The organism is Acidobacteriota bacterium (assembly GCA_035529075.1).
Classification (GTDB): Bacteria; Zixibacteria; MSB-5A5; order GN15; family FEB-12; genus DATKXK01.
This window is the reverse complement of record DATKXK010000010.1, coordinates 375,309-395,516: the sequence shown is the minus strand read 5'-3', so window position 1 is coordinate 395,516 and position 20,208 is coordinate 375,309. Positions and strand designations below refer to the sequence as shown.

13 protein-coding genes and 1 tRNA gene are annotated in these 20,208 nt (G+C 54.3%); 2 read left to right on the top strand and 12 right to left on the bottom strand.

Annotated features, from left to right (window positions below):
* The first annotated feature begins 8 nt into the window (after window positions 1-8).
* The gene (locus tag VMY05_04950; GenBank protein ID HUV30425.1) at window positions 9-479 is read left to right on the top strand and encodes a DinB family protein; all 471 of its coding nucleotides are present in this window, start codon (window positions 9-11) and stop codon (window positions 477-479) included.
* Window positions 480-542: 63 nt separating this feature from the next.
* On the opposite strand, the gene VMY05_04945 is transcribed toward VMY05_04950, so the two are convergent.
* The 4 genes from VMY05_04945 to VMY05_04930 form a co-directional block, all read right to left on the bottom strand.
* Window positions 543-1,421 (bottom strand): arginine deiminase family protein, encoded by an 879-nt coding sequence (locus VMY05_04945; protein ID HUV30424.1) that lies wholly within the window; start codon window positions 1,419-1,421, stop codon window positions 543-545.
* Window positions 1,422-1,658: 237 nt separating this feature from the next.
* Window positions 1,659-2,396, bottom strand: coding sequence for a hypothetical protein (locus VMY05_04940; GenBank protein ID HUV30423.1), 738 nt, complete (start codon window positions 2,394-2,396; stop codon window positions 1,659-1,661).
* 482 nt (window positions 2,397-2,878) lie between these two features.
* Window positions 2,879-5,191, bottom strand: a complete 2,313-nt coding sequence (locus VMY05_04935; protein HUV30422.1) for a fibronectin type III domain-containing protein — start codon at window positions 5,189-5,191, stop codon at window positions 2,879-2,881.
* A gap of 311 nt (window positions 5,192-5,502) precedes the next feature.
* A tRNA-Leu gene (locus VMY05_04930) sits at window positions 5,503-5,588 on the bottom strand.
* Between the two features lie 204 nt (window positions 5,589-5,792).
* Here VMY05_04930 and VMY05_04925 point away from each other — a divergent pair.
* On the top strand, window positions 5,793-8,807 hold the full coding sequence (locus tag VMY05_04925; protein ID HUV30421.1) for a hypothetical protein: 3,015 nt from the start codon (window positions 5,793-5,795) through the stop codon (window positions 8,805-8,807).
* A 345-nt stretch (window positions 8,808-9,152) separates the two neighbouring features.
* Here VMY05_04925 and VMY05_04920 read toward each other — a convergent pair whose 3' ends face one another.
* The 8 genes from VMY05_04920 to VMY05_04885 form a co-directional block, all read right to left on the bottom strand.
* Window positions 9,153-9,515: a methyltransferase domain-containing protein gene (locus VMY05_04920; GenBank protein HUV30420.1), complete on the bottom strand. Its 363-nt coding sequence runs from the start codon at window positions 9,513-9,515 to the stop codon at window positions 9,153-9,155.
* Between the two features lie 160 nt (window positions 9,516-9,675).
* On the bottom strand, window positions 9,676-10,626 hold the full coding sequence (locus VMY05_04915) for a hypothetical protein (GenBank protein HUV30419.1): 951 nt from the start codon (window positions 10,624-10,626) through the stop codon (window positions 9,676-9,678).
* Between the two features lie 340 nt (window positions 10,627-10,966).
* A complete protein-coding gene (locus VMY05_04910) occupies window positions 10,967-11,857 on the bottom strand; it encodes a sensor domain-containing protein (protein HUV30418.1) in 891 nt (296 codons plus the stop codon).
* On the bottom strand, window positions 11,850-12,215 hold the full coding sequence (locus VMY05_04905) for a PadR family transcriptional regulator (protein HUV30417.1): 366 nt from the start codon (window positions 12,213-12,215) through the stop codon (window positions 11,850-11,852). The genes VMY05_04910 and VMY05_04905 overlap by 8 nt, the downstream gene beginning before the upstream one ends.
* Window positions 12,216-13,082: 867 nt before the next feature.
* On the bottom strand, window positions 13,083-14,120 hold the full coding sequence (locus VMY05_04900) for a serine hydrolase domain-containing protein (protein ID HUV30416.1): 1,038 nt from the start codon (window positions 14,118-14,120) through the stop codon (window positions 13,083-13,085).
* Between the two features lie 488 nt (window positions 14,121-14,608).
* Window positions 14,609-16,117, bottom strand: coding sequence for a hypothetical protein (locus VMY05_04895; GenBank protein ID HUV30415.1), 1,509 nt, complete (start codon window positions 16,115-16,117; stop codon window positions 14,609-14,611).
* Window positions 16,118-16,120: 3 nt separating this feature from the next.
* Window positions 16,121-16,705 (bottom strand): hypothetical protein, encoded by a 585-nt coding sequence (locus VMY05_04890; GenBank protein HUV30414.1) that lies wholly within the window; start codon window positions 16,703-16,705, stop codon window positions 16,121-16,123.
* A gap of 1,282 nt (window positions 16,706-17,987) precedes the next feature.
* Window positions 17,988-19,628, bottom strand: coding sequence for a hypothetical protein (locus VMY05_04885; protein ID HUV30413.1), 1,641 nt, complete (start codon window positions 19,626-19,628; stop codon window positions 17,988-17,990).
* Window positions 19,629-20,208 lie beyond the last annotated feature (580 nt).

Genomic DNA, 20,208 nt, shown 5'->3' with positions numbered 1-20,208 from the left:
GGACTCCCATGGATACCACCGGCGGAGAAACACTCGCCGAATTCTCACGAGCAGTGCGCGAATCCAGTCTCAAGCGACTGCGAACCGTTCCCGACGGCATGGAGAACTGGCGTCCCACTCCCGAGGCCATGAGCTTCGCCGACCTCGCGCAGCACCTTTGCGACGCCGACAAATGGCTGTTCAGTATGCTGCGGCTGAAGGACCTCACACCCACTCGCGGAAAAGCCGGGCTTGCCGACGTCGAGAACCGCTCCCGGTACCTGCGGTTGCTTGAGGCCCTGGAGCAGACCGGGCAGCAGCGGGCTGACATGCTCGCCGGTTTGTCGGAGGGCGATCTCTCGGAGAAGATCTATGATGAACGGTTTGGCGCCGAAGTTACAGCCTGGTGGATCATCATGCGGGGCAATCTCGACCACGAAATTCACCACCGCGGCCAGATCGCTACTTACCTCAGAATCATTCAGGAGAAACCCCGATAACCGCGTGCCCGCTGACCGGCAGCCTTCCGGTTCAGTATTCGTGCAGCGCTGACAGGAGCATGCTCACCAGCTTCGCAGGAGTGGCCTGGTCAGGCAGGTCGGGCCGCCGGCCCCTTTTCTGGAGATCTCATCGCCGTCGTACACCCACACTTCGGCACCTTTCTCTTCGAGCAGGCGCCGCGTAAGCGGGTTACCGGAGAGTGCGAGGCACTTGCGCGGGGCGACCGCCAGAACATTGCAGGCCATACCGGGATATTCCGAATCCGGCACCTCCACGAACTCTATCCCCCGCTCAGCCAGAAACTCCCGGAACGGAACGGGAAGAAGCCTGGGATAGACTACAGCCAGGTCGCGATCAACCGGACTGATCATTGACATCAGGTGGAACACGCCGGCCGGCCCTTTCCAGTGCGGCAGCGGCACGACAACGAATTCGTCGACCAGATCAGAGGTCAGGTCCTTCAGTTGGCGGATGCCCTCGTCGTTCGTCCGATACCCCCGTCCCACCACGAGAGTCCTCGGCTCCAGCCAGATGAGATCGCCTCCCTCCAGCCGTCCTTCGCCGGTGATGGCGCCCAGTACCGGAAAACCGGCCTGCCTGAGGTATTCACCGGAGGCGGAAGGTTCCCCGCGGCGCGCCTCCTTGCCCATGTTGCACAGGATGGCTCCCGCGTCGGTCACGACCACGGCGTCACGCGCGTAGATCGAGTCAAGTCCCGTCTCGTCGCTCGCGGGCAGGTAGTCGATATGCGGCGTCACCCCGGCCAGGAGTTCGACAAATGTCTCGTACTCCCGCAGCGCCCTGTCGTAGTCGGGAGCGCCGGAATAGTGCAGGTCCCTCCATTGGGCGTCGATATTTTGTCGTGATACGAACGCGTCCCGGGGATGCTTGACGAGAATTCTGTCGATCTTCCCGACTTCGGACTGACAACCCGACGGCATGGCTTCGCTCCTGCCTGACAGCCGGCGACACGGACGGCTTTGACTCAACGAGGGTTACAGGCGTGTATATATGTCAAATACGGGCGGGAATGTCAACGTAGAAGCTGTGCCCGGGCGGGTTTGCAGTCGGCCGTATATATAAAGTGAGAAACCCGACGCCCAATCCCCCCATCACCCTTAAAGGCGATGCAAGGAAGCTGAGTCCAAGGGTGACTCTGTCGGGTTTCTCAGATCACTTCAGTCCGAGTCTGTCTCACCGGATGGGTCGCGTCCGCGTTCTATAATCTCCTGGATTGTCGTCGCAACATCATTGTCTTTTGTACTGCGAGGCCGCGTCGCTTTCGCAAGTTCAAAATAATCCATATACTTTTGTAATGACTTCGCTAAGTCGGCAGACGGCCGATAGGGTACAGGCCGCTGAATGCTCTCGACCTCCGATCGCAACTCTGAAACGGACCGCACCAGTTCGGCGAGCGTACGTTGCACCAAGTCATCGCTTCGCCGCATCAGTTGTAGGTCCAAGGCGACGGAAATCGGAGTGTCGATCTTATCGGGGGCTCTCCCCTCGACCGTCTTAATCTGGCCTATCAGATCCTTCTTAGCCTGCTCCACGCTGTCCAGGTCGTGGTGGTCAATGGCAATAGTCCTCATGGTAGCCACATCGAACGGTATCTGCTCGTCCTTCTGTGATATCTGGACAAGCGGCTTTTTCAGCGCATGCCTCAATGCCAACTCGTAAAACACGTTCGGGTTCCGTTCGGTTAGGTCCGCTATGACGAGAGGGTCTTCGACGATGTGTTGTATCACTTGGCTGGTTATCAGGCCAGGCTCTGAAATCTGATCGGCCCGCATCGCCTTGTAGCCGCACTCAGACGCCGCCGGCTCAATGATATACTTGAAAACCTGATCTGATCTCCTGCGCGTGTCCGACTTCTCCTTGCCTATGGGCGCTATTACGAAACATGTTTTCCCCATATCTACATTCTCCCAACTCCGTCCTGAACAGAGTGTTCGCCAAATTGAGAAACCCACTGTTTAGATTAAACCTCTCCGGTTCGGCGTTTGGATCACTGAACAGGCGCAGGTTTTCCTCAAAGCACTTTTCTGCTCTCACGGTGTATATGCTCATGTACCGTCTCCGGCTTCGCCGGCACCGCCGACCGGTGCCAAGCACTTCCTCAGCACGCATTCGCGTCAAGTCTGCCCTGATGTCTGTCCTGTTGTCCGCCCCGATGCCTGACAGAATGTCGCAAATTAGGCCGTATTCGTCAACGTTTAAGATGTGAATTTAGCCACTGACAGTTTCTGACAGTCAGTGTGTGATAACAAGGACGCACACAGTCCATGTCAGAGGAATACTCTGCTGAATAATACTGAGCGAATGTAACCTGATGGGGAGGGATGCGAATCGAAAACGGTACTACGCAGAGCGCGGGGACGAACGAAGCGGACGGTTGTTACCTGACCACCATCAACTTGCCTTTCAACCCGGCGTCGGCCACAAACCAGAGGTACATGCCGGAGCCGATCTCGTGCCCGGACTCGTTGGTGCCGTCCCAGATGACGTCATCACCGCCGAGGCTCGACCACTGGCGCACGATGTCACCGGACACCGTTGTCACGACGAGGTTCGTGTTCACGGGCAGATCGGTGAAAGTAACGGCGTCACCGTCGGTTAGTGCGAAGGGGTTCGGATACGGGTGCGGTTGCGGCAGGACGGTAAAGGTCGAGACTTCGCTGTACCCGCCGTCATCGGTGCCCACCCGCCAGAAGTAGGTCACGTCGGCGGCAAGGCGTGAGTTTACTTTCCACGAGCTCGTAGGTCCTTCCTGCTCCTCCACTGAGTCACCGGCCGCCAGTTCGAAGAAAGTAGAATCGGCGGCGACTTCGAAATGGTAAAGTTCGTCCGCTTCGAGCGACACGTTTTCAATCGTCAGGGTCGGGCGCGACATCGGCATGACCGCTCCCGGCGGGGGCGATACCAGCGCGGCAGGATCTTCCGTGCCGGCCACGATGTTAAACCCGGCTACGGCGGAGGCGGGGTTGGAAATGGGCGACAGGTTAGCCGCGTTGTCGAAAGACTTGACGGCTACATGGTAAAGCTGTCCGGGATTTAACCCGGACAGCTTCATTGACTGCGCCTGGCCTGCCGCCAGAGGGATGGGGAAGGAATCACAAAACGCGGCAGCATCAAAGCTTTGCTCGTCGATGGGCCAGGTGGCGTACTTGATAAGGTAGCCCATCACGGCACCGTCGTTGTCGTTATCGCCCGGCGCGGTCCACCCAAGGAGGATTTCGCCTTCGGTTCCGCCGGTGCTGGCCTGGAGGTCATCGATACCGGCCGGCGGTGTCTGGTCCGAAGCGGTGGCGCGACTGGTGACGTTGGACAACGGCGACCAGTTCGGCACCTCGTCGGCGGTCTTAACTGCAAAGTAGTACATCGTTCCCGAATTCAGGCCCGTCACGGTGTACGATTCGAGCGACCCGGCCGCCCGCGGGGTCGGCTCGTCGCTGACCTGTGAAGCAGCGTCCCAAGTGGCTTCGGTAATCGGGGCAGTGGCGTAGCGGATATCGTACTGCGAGGCGGTCCCGGAGTTGGCGTCGTCACCGGGAGCCGTCCACGTCAGCCGCATGGTGTGCTCGGTCTCGTTGCCCGCTCCGAGGTTCGCGATAGCCGCAGGTGCGGCCGTCTCCACCGAGGTCGTCCCCTGGGCTACGTTCGAAAGGCCCGACCAGTTGGGCACCTCGTCGGCGGTCCTGATCGCAAAATAGTACGTGGCGCTGGGATTCAGGCTGCTGATAGTAAAGGTCTCGGCGCTCCCGGCCGTACCGGGTGTCGGCTCGCCGCCGGCGTGGGTGGCGAGGTTCCAGTTGGCGTCAGTGATTGCGAAAGTCGCATAACGGATGTCGTACAATGACGCCGTGCCGGAGTAACCGTCGTCACCGGGCGCGGTCCACGTCAGGGTGAGAGAAGTCTGGGTAGGACTGGAGGTCGCCAGGTCGGCGATCACGCCGGGAGCCGTCTGTTCGTTCAGCGTGGTCACGCTTGCCACGTTGGAAAGACCGGACCAGTTAGGGACCTCGTCGGCCGTCTTGATCGCGAAGTAGTAGGTAGTGTTAGGTCCCAGAGAACCGACCGTGAACGATTCGGCGCTGCCTGCCGCCTGGGGAGTCGGCTCGCCGCTCACTTCGGTCGCGGCATCCCAGTTGGCGTCCGTGATCGGCACCAGCGCGTACCGGATGTCGTACTCGGCCGCCGTGCCGCTGGTGCCGTCATCGCCGGGAGCCGTCCAGCTCAGCGCCACGCTGGTCGGGTCGGGACTGGAACCGTCCAAATCAGCAATGACCGCCGGGGGCTCCGTCTCATCAAGGGTGCTCTTGCTGACGACGTTCGACAGCGTGGACCAGTTGGGGATCTCGTCACCGACCTTGATCGCGAAGTAGTACAACGTGCCCGACTCCAGCGACTCGACGGTAAACGTCTCCGGAGTCCCGACCGGTTGCGGGACCGGCTCGCCGACCGCCTGGCTGACCGCATCCCAGTTGGCGTCGGTGATGGGGAACGTGGCGTAGCGGACGTCGTAGTAAGTAGCAGTGCCGGTGGTGCCGTCATCACCGACCGCCGTCCAGGTCAGGGTGACTGAACTGGCGGTTTCGTTCGAAGCGGAGATGCTCGCCTGCACGTTAGCGGCGACAAACCCCAGCAGGATGATTCCGGTTATGACCGCCGGGATTCTGCTGAGAACGCTCTTACACGATCGACAGAACATATACGCTCCTGTTTGTATCTGTTTGGGCTGCTGTGGCGGGGGATACTAATCAAATAGCAGGCCCGACGCAGAATTATCCCTAATTCGGTGTGGTTTTGGCGGTTAGGGACGTTCCGGAAAAAACTGCCCGCCTGAGAAGCCCCGATATTGGTGGCTTACTCACCAATTGCGCAGGCATTGCACAGCGACTGCGGTCTCAGGACAAGTATCTCGTCAGAAACCCACCGCAAGCGGATGGGCCACCCGATCATGGATTGGCGGGCAGTCAGCTATGTGTGGATGGTCACATATCGAATGGGGATAATTGGAGATGCCGGAGGCCGGACTCGAACCGGCACGCCTCTTACGAAGCAAGGGATTTTAAGTCCCTGGTGTCTACCTGTTCCACCACTCCGGCAATCAGAGTCGCGTCAATAAGTTAGATGCCGCCCCCGGCAGACGCAAGGGAGTTTTTGTGTGGGGGAACGGCGACGGGAGCCGGGGGGCCTGCCGGAAGCAGATGGGGTACTCGGCGGCAGATGGTGGGGCAGGCGGCGACCGGGAACACCAAGAGGCGATTTTATGATCGACCTCAGCATTACAAGCAGTTATATTTGTTTAGGTGGACGTGACCGCCTTCCGTAATCAGGGAGGCGTATCAAGCAAAAACGCTCAAATGAGATTTACATTGAAAGAATCGGTGCGCAACACGCTAATAGGAGTTTTTTCGGGACTTGCTATCTTCTTCGGTCAATACTGGCTCGTCGATATTCCGACAGAATTTGCTGTTCCTGCTAGCATCGCCTGCGCGGTAGCCGTATTCGGGTTGCTTTTTCGGTCTTCCAAAGAACCAAGTGCCACGAATGACACTAAAGGCATTCTTCAGCAACAATCTATTGACACTAACGATGGTAGTAAGATTAGCGGAACTCTTCTTCAGAATAACATAATTGAAAACCTTAAAATAACAATCAACTACAATGCGATTCAACAGCCTGAGCAATCCCCCTCACCTCCCCCATCTGGCAGCATTTCTTTTAGACAAGTAGAACCTCCTGAACCAACATTGACTCCCACTGACACCAGAGTCGTGCCGTCGCATGTGGACGATGCAAAACAACAGATTTCGCGTAGGATCAAAGAAGCTCTCGAACATCTGCACAGTCGCCAGTTTGAGGAGGCACGAACACAACTGTTTGAGATACTCGCTGACATCAAAAAGGAACCAGGTCTTGAACGTGAACGAGCTCGGGTGTTTAACAACTTAGGAGTTTCCTATAATCAACCAGATGAACATGGCGATGTGGAGTTGGCTAAGAAGTTCTTCCATCAAGCCTTGGATCAAGACTCGTCATTTTACTTGGCTAAGCTCAATCTGGGACTGGCCAATATCGAGGAGGATTCTAAGAAAAGTATCCAAAGAGGTTATAACGCCATATCGGCCATATGGGAATCCCTAAAAAACAACACGGAACTCTCTGCGACAGAACTTGAGCCACCGCTAAGCGCGATGGTGTGGGCGACGTATCGGCTCCGAGGTTCGCAAGCAGGTGTTGATCTGATAGACGGGTTCGACGAACGCCTAACACAGGCAGCCTCTAAGGTTCTGCCCGTAGTACGGCTCAGCGTATCGATGCGCGCAGAGACAGGTGACCTCACAACTGCACTGCAAGACTGCGACAAAGCTCTACAAGACACGCCGGAGGACCCGGAGCTCCTGTCAATCAAGGCGCGCATCCTGCTCCAGACTACAGTTAAAGACGAAGGTGATATCAAGAACCTAGCATTGGTCCCGGAGATCCAAGATAAATCAAATGTTGAGAATGCGCTGAAACTGTTTCGTGAGGCTGAACGGTTGGCAACCGATCAGAATAAGCCGTACTTGATGCCCGAAATCCATCTTGGGATTGTCCAGTGCCAACTGCTGTTGGGAAAGTTCCTCGAAGCGCCTGCAACCCTGAGTCTAATAGACAGTGCTGAGCTTCCTCCTGAACTCGCCCAGCACCTAAACCTCCTTAAGTTCACCACCCAGTTGCAGAATCGAGAGTTTGACAGTGCTCTAACCACTCTGATAGATGATCCCGGTTTCGGTGCCATTTCATATCCCGAGAAGAAGCTTTTGGCAAAGCGCTTTCTCTATAAAGGCGCTCCAGAGCAAACCCGCAGGATCTTAATAGATCTTGAAGAGGAGGCAAATGCAAACAAGGATGTGGACTACTGGCTCGACGTCGCTCTCATTAACGTGTTCCTTGATAGAAAGACCGAAGCCATTAGCGCCGCGAACCACGCGAAGAGGTTTGCCGATGAGTCCAATCTTAGCGCCTCGGTGCGACAAGAGATTCTATCCAATTACAGCGCCATCATTTTCCGGTACGTACGCCAGGTTGGTAAGGACGAAGCTGGAAGGCTTCTACCTTCCCTTCTTGCGTTCCAGAAGGAGTTTCCTGAGCAGAATATCGTCTTCCCCGTAAAGGCGCTAGATGAACACGGCCAACTAACGGATGAAATCAAGAAGATGTTCACCGATCAGGAGCGGGCACGGGTTCGCATGAGAGAATCCTTCAAGAGAAGCCCTGTACCAACCTATGTTCTAGTGCATCATACGAACAGCACCTATCCCGATTTCGTCTGCAATCGCCATGACCCTGAATTCACCATCGATATGACCTTACCAGATGCTGCTTTCGTTGGGAATCTTATAAGCACTTTTGAAGGCTCCGATACGATTCTGTTAGATTACCTCTCATTGCTTGATCTTTCCAAATCAGATCTACTTGGATTCTTGGAGCGCTGCGGTAAGAGAGTATTGGTTCATGAGAAGTTGTTTCACACTATACAGGACGATCTCCTAATACACGAAATTCCGGAATTGCGGCGCCTCTGGGAATTCTTGCGAAAGAGCAATCGCGTCGAGATTATTCATGATGTGTCAGAGGCCACATTTACAGTCGGTGATATATCCCCCTTCATGAGTGACTGGTTAGTTGAAACCCTGAAGTATGCGAAGGCCAACGGTACTACATTGGTAACCGATGATCTGCGGCTGCTGATGTTCTTGCAGTCAGAAAATGTTCAAGTAGTTAACATCTATTCTCTAATCGATCATCTGATGAAGGCTGGTCATTTAGATAAGCGGGCATATTCGGCTGTGCTGGGCAGGTTGGCAGAGAGGTTTTTCGTCTTCTTGTCATTTGACCATGAAGACCTAGCGGAGATTGTAGCAGCCGACGACTACAGGATCACTCCAAGATCATATCATCTATGTAACCAACTTCTGTTACCGGGATCGAACTGGAGTAGTTTCTCAATAGTATTTGCCCGCTACATACGAATCTTGTGGGGTGCAGACATTCTGACTAAGGACAAGCTCCATTGGCTCGAGTTTTTGACGAGAAAGATCTTGGAGGTGGCAGAGCGAGTCTTCAATGAGGACGTCAACGCCGATCTGAGCCCGTTTACCAATGGAGCAGAGTCAATGTGGAGAGAGGCAATTGACCATGGTTCAAAGGATGATCTCCAGGCTCTGTTGCCACGAATCGATGAGATCGTCGACAAAGAGAAGCTCCGAAACATAGGTGAGTCATTCCGGCTGCGAATCAGAGGCAGACTGGATAAGATGACCAACCGGAGCAGATGAGGGTTCTGATTGGATCATTATAGCAAAAGGGCATGGGGAATGTGAGAAATGAAACCTGGACGTGGGCTTCACCCCTTGGGTCGCCAAAGCCCACTGTCTACTCCCTCTTGTCGGTCAGGAGCCCTATCGGGTAACTGCGGCCCGGTGAAATGCCCCAGATGTCTATCGCCTGCTGAATCGCCGGAATCTCTTCCCAAGCCCCGGGCGTCTGCCTGTTCCACGACTCCGGCAATCAGCGATGCGGCAGTAAGTTAGGATTTGTTGGCGTGGGACGCAAGTCTCTTGTCGCGAGCTAGAGTACGGATTCGTTTGCTTTACTGCGCCCCGGTGTCAGGTTTGTTTCTTCTATATCAGAACGAAGAGGTGGCCCGGCCCGGGCGAAGTGGCATCTTCCACGATTCGCGACCAGATTGGGACAAATCCGGACGCGACGATCAGATCCAGGTTCGTCTCGACGTCGTAATGACTCCAATACATCCGGACGCCCAGATAATCTTCGACGATGTCATCTTCCAGGTCCTCTGCCCCCAGGCAGAGCAGAGCCAGACCGGACGGCTTAAGCAGACGATAGAATTGCTGAAAGATGGCCTCGTGCGCCTGTCGGGGAATATGGATAATCGTATAGTAGGAGCAGATTGCGTCGAACGTGGCGTCGGGAAAGGTCAGATCCGTAATATCCTGGCACACGAACTGCGCCTGGCGATCCAGGCTGCCGCACCGTAATTGAGGAGATTGCTCTTTGATAGAATTTCGGTACCGCGATTACATGGTTTTCAATCGGTGACCGAGTATTGGACGAAAAGGTGACGGTGAACTGCCCGGGCCGTTCGTAGCGGAAGTTCGGCCGCATAGTATGGACTCGGGCGGCTTATCTGTGATAGTTCACCAGCGGCAGCAGTCTCAATATCCCTTCCTGGTTCCCGGCCCAGTTGAGGATGCCAAGTTGCAGGCCGTGTAGCTCGCGTGAGTAGTTGAACAGCGCCACAGAGAATCCGTTCGACTCATCTTTGGCATGAACCCACGGGGCAATATGAATCCCCCGTAATTCGTTCACCCGGATCGTGAACGCACTTATACCGACGCCGGAGAGTCGATCGCCCCCGACGCCCAGACCCCCAATAAACAATCCTGTGAGATCATCGCCACCGGCACCCAGACCGCCAACAAACATGCCTTCCAGATGGTCGCCGCCGATTCCCAGGCCGCCGATAAACATACCTTGCAAATGGTCGCCGCCAATTCCCAGGCCGCCGATGCCAACGCCAATCATCTCGTCCGCGCCCGCCCCCAGGCCGCCGATAAAAAGACCTTCCAGATGGTCGCCGCCGATTCCCAGGCCGCCGACACCAACGCCAGTTATCTTGTCCGCACCCGCCCCCAGACCTCCCACAAACAACCCGGTCAGATTGTCCCCACCTAATCCCAGGCCGCCAATACCGATCCCGGTCATCTCATCGATGCCGGCGCCGAGGCCGGCTACTGCTATCCCGCTTACCTTGTCCGCACCGATGCCAAGGACACCAACCCCCATGCCGGATAGATGGTGCATCACCGGAACCGTCAGCCCCACCGCCAGACCGTTCATCCGAAAACGCGGATTCGGGTGCTTCCCCCGCGGCGCCCAGAAGGTCAGGTTGATACCGTCGACCTGTTCTACATCCCGGTCAACTGCGTTGATCCTCAGGCCGTGGACAATCGGTGCGTTGCCAACTCTGATTCCGTAATTATTGTAAGTCAGACCAACTGAGCCCGCCGCTGACGTTCCGGCTGCCAAAACCCAAATAAGTAAGACCCTAATGACCGTACCAGCCTGTCTCACCAGTCACCTCCGTTTGCTCCGAACCGTTCGATCTGCCTCTTCTGTTTTGGACCGAATCAAACCACGAAATGTTGCATCCTGTCCTTCCGGATCACCCGACAGCCGCCTGAAGGCGGGCGAACATCAAGCCAGCCGGGGCGGCTCCGAGCAATCGATCCAAGGGGAGCTCACCAGCCCACCACTCCGGCAATCGCGGTCGCGTCAATAAGTTAGATGGGGATGCTGGCGGACGCAAGGGAGTTTTTGGACGGAGGAAGGGCGGCCCATTCGTATTGACACGTCAAGCGTGTTGCCCAAGGCTGCAGCGACGGTCTCAGTGTGAGCAGATAACTTCCTGGTGTCAGCGTCTGATCAGCATCGCCCTGGCCAACCTTGCGTGCATCCGGCCAAGGAACTTGGCCACGTGCATGCTCACCATGAGAATCAGAATACCTGCAAACATGAGCAGCGGCGCCCACTCCAGGGACAGATAGATGGAGTAATGCCCGATCATGATAAACGGCAGATCCAAAGCATTCAAGACGATAGGACCAGCTATAAACTCAAGAGAAAGGGCAAACATGAGAATGGCTATGGTGAAATAGAGTATCCCCAAAGGAAGCAACAGTACCATGTACGCCAGAGTCGTCCAGGTGCGTTTGTCCTTAACCAGCATCTTAAGACGTTTCCACCAGCCCAGTTCCCGGTGTGAGACCAATGGTTGCCTCGGCATACGAACTCCCAGCAATGCCTCCACAATGCGCCCTTCGACAAGCCCAATGCCCCTTACTGACTGGAGAAAGAGCGTGGCAACGGGAAGCCCAATGACCAGGATCAACAACTCCAGCGAGAGGCTGAAACCAATTACGGCCCATGAGAAATAGGCCAGGCCCAACAGCATCGATACCAGAAGATACATCAGTGACCCCCAGGCCCGGGCATCACCGACTACCCCATAGAAACTGGAGGTTCGAGAACGTCTCACACCTGACCTCGCTATCTCCAACACCGGTCTTGTGTGTGCTTCGATGTCCTTATATGCCGCCGCAATCTCCGCAGGCGTACCGTACTTCTTCACGATGGATTCCAGCAGATCGCTCCTCGCAAGATCCGGGGCTGCTTTGAGTGCGTTAGCCAGCGCCGTGCTCAGATGTTCTTCAGCGTCCGAGAGGGCATCTTGTATCGTTGCCGGATCGCTTTCGGCCAGCTCTACCCTTAGCTGAGCAAGGTACTCAGGAATTCCTCTATCCATTCTGATCCCCTTTCAACGTATCATCTACAAATGCTCTTGTCTGATCCCAGATCTCTACCCAGCGTCTGAGTGTATCACGACCCATATCCGTTATCCGATAGTAACGTCTGGGCGGACCCGACACGGAGGGTTCCACGTGACTCTGTAACAGGCCCGCGCCCTCAAGCGATCTGAGTACCGGGTACAGCGCGCCCTGCTTGACCGGTACGTCGTCACGCCCGGCCTCAATATGCTTGGCTATCTGGTATCCGTACATGGGCTCGGAAGCCCGCTCCAGAACACTCAACAGGACCAACGCAGCAGTCCCGGAATTCAGTTCCTTCTGGAATTTCTTATGGGCCGATTCGCTTCCTGTCACCTTATTGGCCTCTCACGGTATTGCAAGCTGGCTTATAGTGCTAATTACAGGATATTACTACGTAGATACTACTATTAAGTTCCCAATAATTTCCATAAATTTCTCCCCCATACCCTATCCCGGCTAAGGCATTATAAATGAGTCGATTAGGACTGATGTTGAGTCAGGTGTCCCCTGTACGCCTTAAGCGAATCCGCACCTGAAATTGATCCCCAGGCCGCAGCTTTGCCCGACGGCGGTCTTCTTCCAGTGGTCTCGTTTCTCACCTTACCGAGAAGCAGCAAACCGGGTCGGCGCGAAGGCCGGATTTGGCCCATGGCGGCTCGGCCTCCACGGCAGACTCGCTCCCACTCGGCCCTCCTCCGCGGGCTTTTCCGCCCCCTCCTGTGAGTTCGGATTACAATCGACGTACTTTCGGGGATCTATCGCTGTGATTGGTTCAGGACCGTTTTCGCTCCAGAACGGCCCAAATCAACCCACCACTCCGGCAATTGACGATCCAACAAGAAGTTATCAATGTTTGGAGAGAAATGCAAGGGACAAAAAGTCCCTGGTGTCCCGCCGTCCATTGACCTCCATTGATTATCATATTACGGCGATGAAACTTCTTATCACAAGCATGCTCGAAGATCAATGAGACCGCGAGCAGGCCCTATCCAGGAACCTTTCCGGAGCTGATGATTGAGGCTCTTCGAGTACCGTGGATTACGTTTCGCGTGTAGGAAAAACCGTAGCGGAGTCGGACACACAACGTATCTAAGCTCTGTTGTAGCCCTGGCTTCCTCCAGAGAACTTGAGACCTGGAAGAAATCTGGGGCTACCGGAGCTTGTGACATGGTAGATCGAACTGCTTGTTCTGAGAGTAGCCTAAAGACCCAGCATCATCTCAATCTTCCTGTACATAGGCCACAGAGCTTCAGACGTATTACCCATTACGGTGAGAGTAACACTCTCGTCCAAATAGCATGCTGACTTCATCGCGACTCCCGGATCGTATCCTACAACAAGAACCTTTCTCTTCTTCCCATCTGACTGGTCAATCCATACACCGTAACCATAATGGGAACTTGTTGGGTCTGACAACGAGACAATCTTCGCTTCCATCATTTGTCCTGTCATCTCATCGCCCAGGAGCCTACCCTCTAGAAGCGCCCTCCAAAACTTGGCCATATCCGGCGCAGTGGTATATGCACCACCATCGGGTGCTCCCGTAATTGGAACTGCAAAGAAGTTTGTTCGCCAAGTACCATCGTTCTTCTTGATGTAGGCATAGGCCGTTCTTTCCGGTAGTTGGTCAGTCGAAAAGTACCCCGAGTCTCTCATCCCAGCCGGATTAAACACGTTCTGTCGAATATACTCTGAGAAGTCGATACCAGTGATACTCTCAACCACCAGGCCCAGTAGAATGAATCCTGCATCGTTGTATTCGAACTTCTCCCCTGGCGAGAACTTCATATGTTTCGATTGAAACAACGGGAGGAAGTCCTTTGGACTTCTAATGTTGTAGATCGGCGTATTTCGCCACAATGCTTCATAATCGGGATCAACATCCTCTTCAAAATAGGAAGTTATACCTGAACTGTGCGTTAACAATTGATGTATAGTAATGTCCGGCGAATAGTTCGGAAACTCCGCATCGATGTTCTCACTTAGAAGGGAGTCAAATCCAAGCTTACCACTTTCCACAAGCTGACAGATGGCCACACCGGTGAATATCTTGCACCCGGATGCCATCTGAAATCTAGTGTCGATCTTGTTGATAATCGACTCCGACTTGATCGCAAACCCACATGCTCTTTCAAACAGGACTTCTGCACCTTTGGTCAAGTAAACCACACCGGAGAAAGGTTCCGGCTCAGCTTGGTTTTCAATGCAGTCCGCAAGTCGTTGAATGTCTAGTTTCATCGCTTTCATCCGTCTTCTGCGCTGAACCTGTCCACACCAGAGAATCAGTCTTCGGCGTCGCTTGAGACTGGACGAATCACCCAGTCATTGTCAGTAACATAGAGGCTACCAACTACTCTGTGACCAACTTGGGACCACTCTTGCACCAAAACAGCCCAAGCTGATACAGAGCAATCGTTACACAAGTATGATTGAACCCTTTCTATACATCGCACTGTATTGATCGTCAGTCAGATGCCTTTTCGTCGGGATCAGTTCTTAAGTCCCTGGTGTCTGCCCGTTCCACCATTCCGGCAATCAATGATGCGGCAGTAAGTTAGATGTGGGCTGCGGGAGATGCAAGGGGGTTTTTGGCTCCCGTGGCGCCGACCAAATCCTATGTAGCTGCAAATGGGTAGACTAGATAGCCTCATCAGACCGGTATCCGAAAGCCAGCAGCAAAAAGCCACTTTTTGGCCTCAAACCTCGTAGCCGGGCACCTGTCCGGTTCAGATATAGTGCCTAAACGGCAAGGGCGGAACCCTTTCCAGAGGTCCGGCAGTCAGAATCTCACCAACTGCGTCGGCGAATTTCAGCGTTACAGGATACCCATCAGCGAAACGACACGCGTTGTAGTTAAGCTTTGTTAGTATCAGAATATCTTTGAGAACTGTCTCTATTAAGGCAGTTCCACGACACACCTCCACGAGAAGCGGCCGTGGCACTTCCCTCCCCGGGTAGGTTTGAAGTCGAGGTACAAACCCCTTGGTCCAGAGATAGGCCGTATGCTCGTCCACGACCAATGCGTGTCCCCGCAAGACCGGGTGGTCAAGTTTACTATAAAGCTTTATGTCATCTGAATCGCGAATACGAACTCCGACGAGGTTGGTACTGGACCCGACGCCATCTCTGAATCCAGACCATTCCTCATCATTGAATCTCACCTTTCCATGCAAGAACAACTCCTTTGGTTCGGAGCCTCTCTTTTCACTGTACGTCTCGATAGCAATTCGGACCAGATCGCGGGCCGCGGCACGGTTAAGATGGAACTCCCCCCACTTTTTGTTGTACCACGGACCAACATCTCCCTTAAAGACGATGCCATCACCGGAATCAAGAAACAGCTGCGCTGCGCAACATGCTGAACGTGGATCAGAATACCGCACGTCCTGCTTAAATACAAGTCCAATGTAGCAGACATTCTCGCGCACTTCACCAATCTTCCATGGGCGACCGCCGGCTTTGTAGAAAAACGCGGTTGACAAGTGCCACGCTATATCAGAGAGCATTGGTGACAGATCTCGCTTTGGTCTACCTTGGCTATCTGTGAACTCCTCGGGGATGATTGTGCTCTCACGGATTATCTGAGTAGGAGCATTATACTCCAGCAACTTAGCCTTTAACTGATTGTGGAAATTGACCTCGTAGTGGTAAGGTCTTGCCTTTATGTTATCCTCCTTAAACAATGACGGTTCATTTCTGAGCTTCTTAGCGTACTTGAAAGGTAGTTTAGACCTAGCTACGATTCTCCTATCGACCTGCACAAACGATTTCGGCCTGCAGTACGTCTTGACTTCGTCTGGAATCATCACACACCACACATCCACTGTAGTTTCTTCTTCACGCAAAGCGGTCGCAATTGGCTTTACGAAAAGATCTACCGTCTCGAAGACTCTTTGATACTTATCATCGAGACGCAGTTGTCTGTTCAATGTCTCCGTGCAAACCTCGAGTTCAAGTGCTGGTTCAGAGGCCCACGGTATCAGAAATGCAGCTTCGAATCCTGGGAAAAGAGGGTGGGCAACAGTAGAAGGCATGCTGGAGATTGGAGACTGCATCCGCCTAGCCCACACTTTGAACCGCCGTACGCCGTCGGCGGTCCCAACAACACCTATTCTAATGCCATACGGTCTGCCCTGGTCTAGTGGGCCGAACAGAGTGAGCCCGTCTCGCGGATCTTCGAGCTTCTGCTCATACCCAAATTGAATTAGCGGCTCCTGTATGTAGAGAAGTCTCATCGTCTAGGATGTATCGCTCTCATCATATTCCCAGTTTTCAGTACCAACGTCAGATTCGTCCTCGTGTTCGTCAAACGTTTCCAGTTCAACAGACACAGGTCCTGCATAGGTCACAGGACTTGACACGATAACAGGCGAGCGTTCTACATGAAGTGTTGCATCATTGCTGATTGGTAACTGAATCATATCCGCCCCGTCACTCAGCCACATCACACCGGCAAGGATACGATCTCTCCAGTCATCATTCCACCAATCTTTGCACTGACTTCGTCGGGCGGCATGCAGCCGCTCCTTACTCTCCCAAATGGTTACCCCATCATCAGAGAACAACACGTGCGGTCTTATAACATATGCTAGTTCTGGATGAAGTAACGGCCTAGAGCTAAGCGCAAAATGCCACATTCTCTTTGCGCGACCGCCCACACTCTTTTTGCCCACAGTCTTGAACCCAATGAGCTGACGGTGAGCTCTTGCTCCATCCACACCTTGAAAGTCAATTCGTTTTCCTCTAAGAATATCTTCTGTAAAATAGAAACACTTTGTGCGATTTGACAGTGAGTATGTTGGCACCCCGCGCTCATTAAGCATGATTTCCCACGCTGACCTTAGCAGTCGGGACACGAAACGGTGTATATTGTCGCGCCTACCTGATCCACCCGCTCTTGCCACCGGAATCAGGTCAGTCGATGATATGGTTAGGCGACGGGTACAAGATACCGCCTTTCTCGCACTATCTGGCAAATCCTCCTCGGATGCGAACGAAACCAGGCTGTTTCTATGTACGATTACCGGGAACTGTGTCTCCAGGACTAGGTGATCCGGCCGGCCAACTGAGTCGCGCAAACTGTGTACGTGTAGCTCCTTAGGCAGCTTCGTTATTCGAAACCAATTTGTGAGGTGTTCCTGCCGCTGTCGAATGATTCGCTGCCTGCTGCCTGTTACCGCCCACATGGACGTTACCCAGTCTGGTGTTAGCCGGCGGTCGGTTGGCACGCCGTGGGCCGCAAGTTTCTTCAGCAGTCTGCCCAGCCCGCTGGCCCAACTCTCCTCAAATGGAATAGCCTCGATTCGACCTAGTTGGATATTGATATCCCGGTATGGCAAATCGTCAAGATGCAGAGAAACTATGAAATCCTGTAGGCCATGATCACGAGCAACACTCTGAGCTACTTGAAGCTCCTGCAGCGGTCCCGTCTTTGCGTTCGACGTCTTTGTGAGTACGTATAGGAACTTTGAGCAACCATCCCTAATCGCTGTTTCCACATCCTTCCATATGTCCTCTCCCCCTAGAAGCCTTGTCAGGTCACACCAAACGTTATACCCGCGCCTCGCAAGTTGCAGGGCTAGCCACCATACAAAATCGTTATCTTCGGGATTCGCGTGACTAAGAAAAACGAAATTTCTCATATTGTTTCGCGTGTCCTACAGATGGGTGGAACATAGGCACTAGGTTGTGACCAAGCAGTAACTACTTTCCGCCCAAATCAATACAAAACCATCCAACGTAACACTCAAACCAATCCGCCCTATCCCCCTGCCCTGCGGTGGGATGCGTTGGATGTCTGTCACGTGCTGAATCGCCGGAATCTTTTCCCAAGCCCCGGGTGTCTGCCCATGCCACCGTTCCGGCTGGCAATAAGGTACAAAGACCAAAAGTGGAACGCAAGGGAGTTTTTTGCCCGGGGGTCTCGCGAAAGGAATCAGAAACCCACCGCAAGCGGATGGGCCACCGGGCGGTCAGTGACTACAATCGCTTCAGAAAAAGATACCCACCATGAATGATGGGACACACGACGGTTGTGTTTGCACGCTCCGGATGGCTCCGCCGCGCCGCAGGGTCCGGGTTTGACTGAACACCGGCAACCGATACTTAGCCGCAGTCTACCGGTGATGGATTAGGCGGGATAAACAGGTACCTGATCAGAGCCGTCAGATCGCCCACGTCGATCACGCCACCCTCGTCGCCATTCACGTTCGCGGCTTCCATACAGGCGGGCACATCGTTCGGTGGAATGAACAAGTATCCGATCAGCGCGGTAAGATCGCCAATGTCTATGGTGTTCCCCAGATCAGCATCCACATTGCCGGTAACACCTACACAGCACGGAACGGTGTACTCGTGGCAGACATCAGGAGCTCCGACAGGATCGACGACTGTGGCACCATCGTTATCCATGACCGAAACATAGTACTTTACTGAAGACCCCAGCGGTACGGGAGGTATCTTTGCTCCGAAGGTGAGATCACCGGCCGATCCGTCGCCATGAGCGCCGTCATCGAACATGGGAACAGCTTGAAACCCGGCTCCGATGTCGTAATGGAGTGTGACACTGGTGATGCCCCCGCATTCGGACACCTGCGAAAGCACCACGACCGAGTCGGTCGGTAAGGGTTCGACGGGAGTGTGGCTTGTCGAGCCGATGGATGTCGGGATCGCCCAGATGCGGACAGTTTGGTCCCAGCTGGCGGTGGCGAACATCGCGCCTCCCGGATGAAATGCACCGCGTAAGACCTGCTCGGTGTGATCCGTCAACCGGCGCAGCTCATTGCCGGTGGCGGCTTCTCTCAGGACTACCGAGCCGTTATGGCCGCACGTAAGCAGGAGGGTGCCGTCGGGGTTGAAGTTGACACAGTTCACCCAACTTTGCCCGGCATTTTGACTCCACACCTGATCACCAGTCGCCACGTCCCAGAGGCGGACGGTCCCGTCATCCGCCGAGGAAGCCAGATGAGTACCGGACGGGCTGAATTTGACGAACCCTATGTTCTCCGTGTGGCCTTCAAGAACACGTACCGAGTCGCCGTTCAGGCTATTCCAAAGCCAGATATCATAATCGGTTCCGGATGACGCGATCAGGTCCTCGGTGGGACTGAAGTCGACCGACAACACCGCTCCCGAGTGGCCCTCAAGCGTGTTGATAAGTGCACCGGTGGACGGGTTCCACAGTTTAACGGTGCCGTCTAAGCTCCCGGAGACCAACGTCCCGGAACTCTCCTGGAAATCCAGACTCCAACATCCCTGGGTATGACCCATCAACATGTCTATCTGGGTACTTGTTGCAACATCCCATAGGCGTATCGGGCCGACGTATTCTCCCGAGGCAAGCACCTGACCATCAGGACTAAAGGCCAAACCTATCACCCAATAACTAGCCGTCAACACAGTCGTAGAACTAAGGGTGTCGACCGGTCGAACGATCACCGATCCATCCTCTCCGCACGAGGCCAACAGACTGCCATCCGGGCTGAAAGCCACGGTCCAGACTCTGTCGGTATGCTCGCTCAGCGTCTCTACTAACTGGACCTCTGAGGCATTTTCGGTTGTGATGACGCACGGAAAATTGGCTGCTTCCGCTCCGGCACCGACCGCTTCTGAACCTGCAAACAGAATACCTCCGACAAACGCCGGTATCGCAAGGCTGAGCATGAAATGGGGCCTGAAATGACCGGACTTGCCTGCGAGTAAGCTCGTGAGAATGCGTGCAACCACCTTGACCCTCCTACGATTCATCGCCCATATCAGTTCCTGTAATTGACTGGGCATGTTTTCAGACAATTCTTATAGATGAAATTCACGTTTAACCGACCAATGTGTCCATCAGCCAGGGTCCTGTCGTCCGGCGACTCATGCTGTCTCCGCCGGCAGGGTTCTGAGCCCCTCCCGGCCTGTCGGCCGCTTCACCCTGAGGCGGAAGAAGCGCTCCTGACGACAGAATTCCAGAGCAGATGTCCGACTCAGTAACTTGAAGAATCGCTCTGTAGACAGGACCTACTATAGTTTTGCGCTTCGGAATCCAGTTGTCTGTCATGGCATTTCCAGGATGTTACATCTTGTTGTCAGACTAGTAATATGCCTTACGGGTCCCGAGGTTCTCAGGTTTCGTCAAAATGTTGCCCGAGAGTCCAAATTCTTTCCTGGCAAAACTCACAAAGCTGAGACTCCCGAGTAAAAGGTCCCTGCGCCAACTGCATGATTATCAGTGACTTCGAGCCTTGAGCCGGAAGCCTCACGAGCGGCCATAAGCATTCCGCCCAATCTGCCTCTTGCAACATAGGCTGCAATGCCTATCTTATAAGTTGATCGTACATCT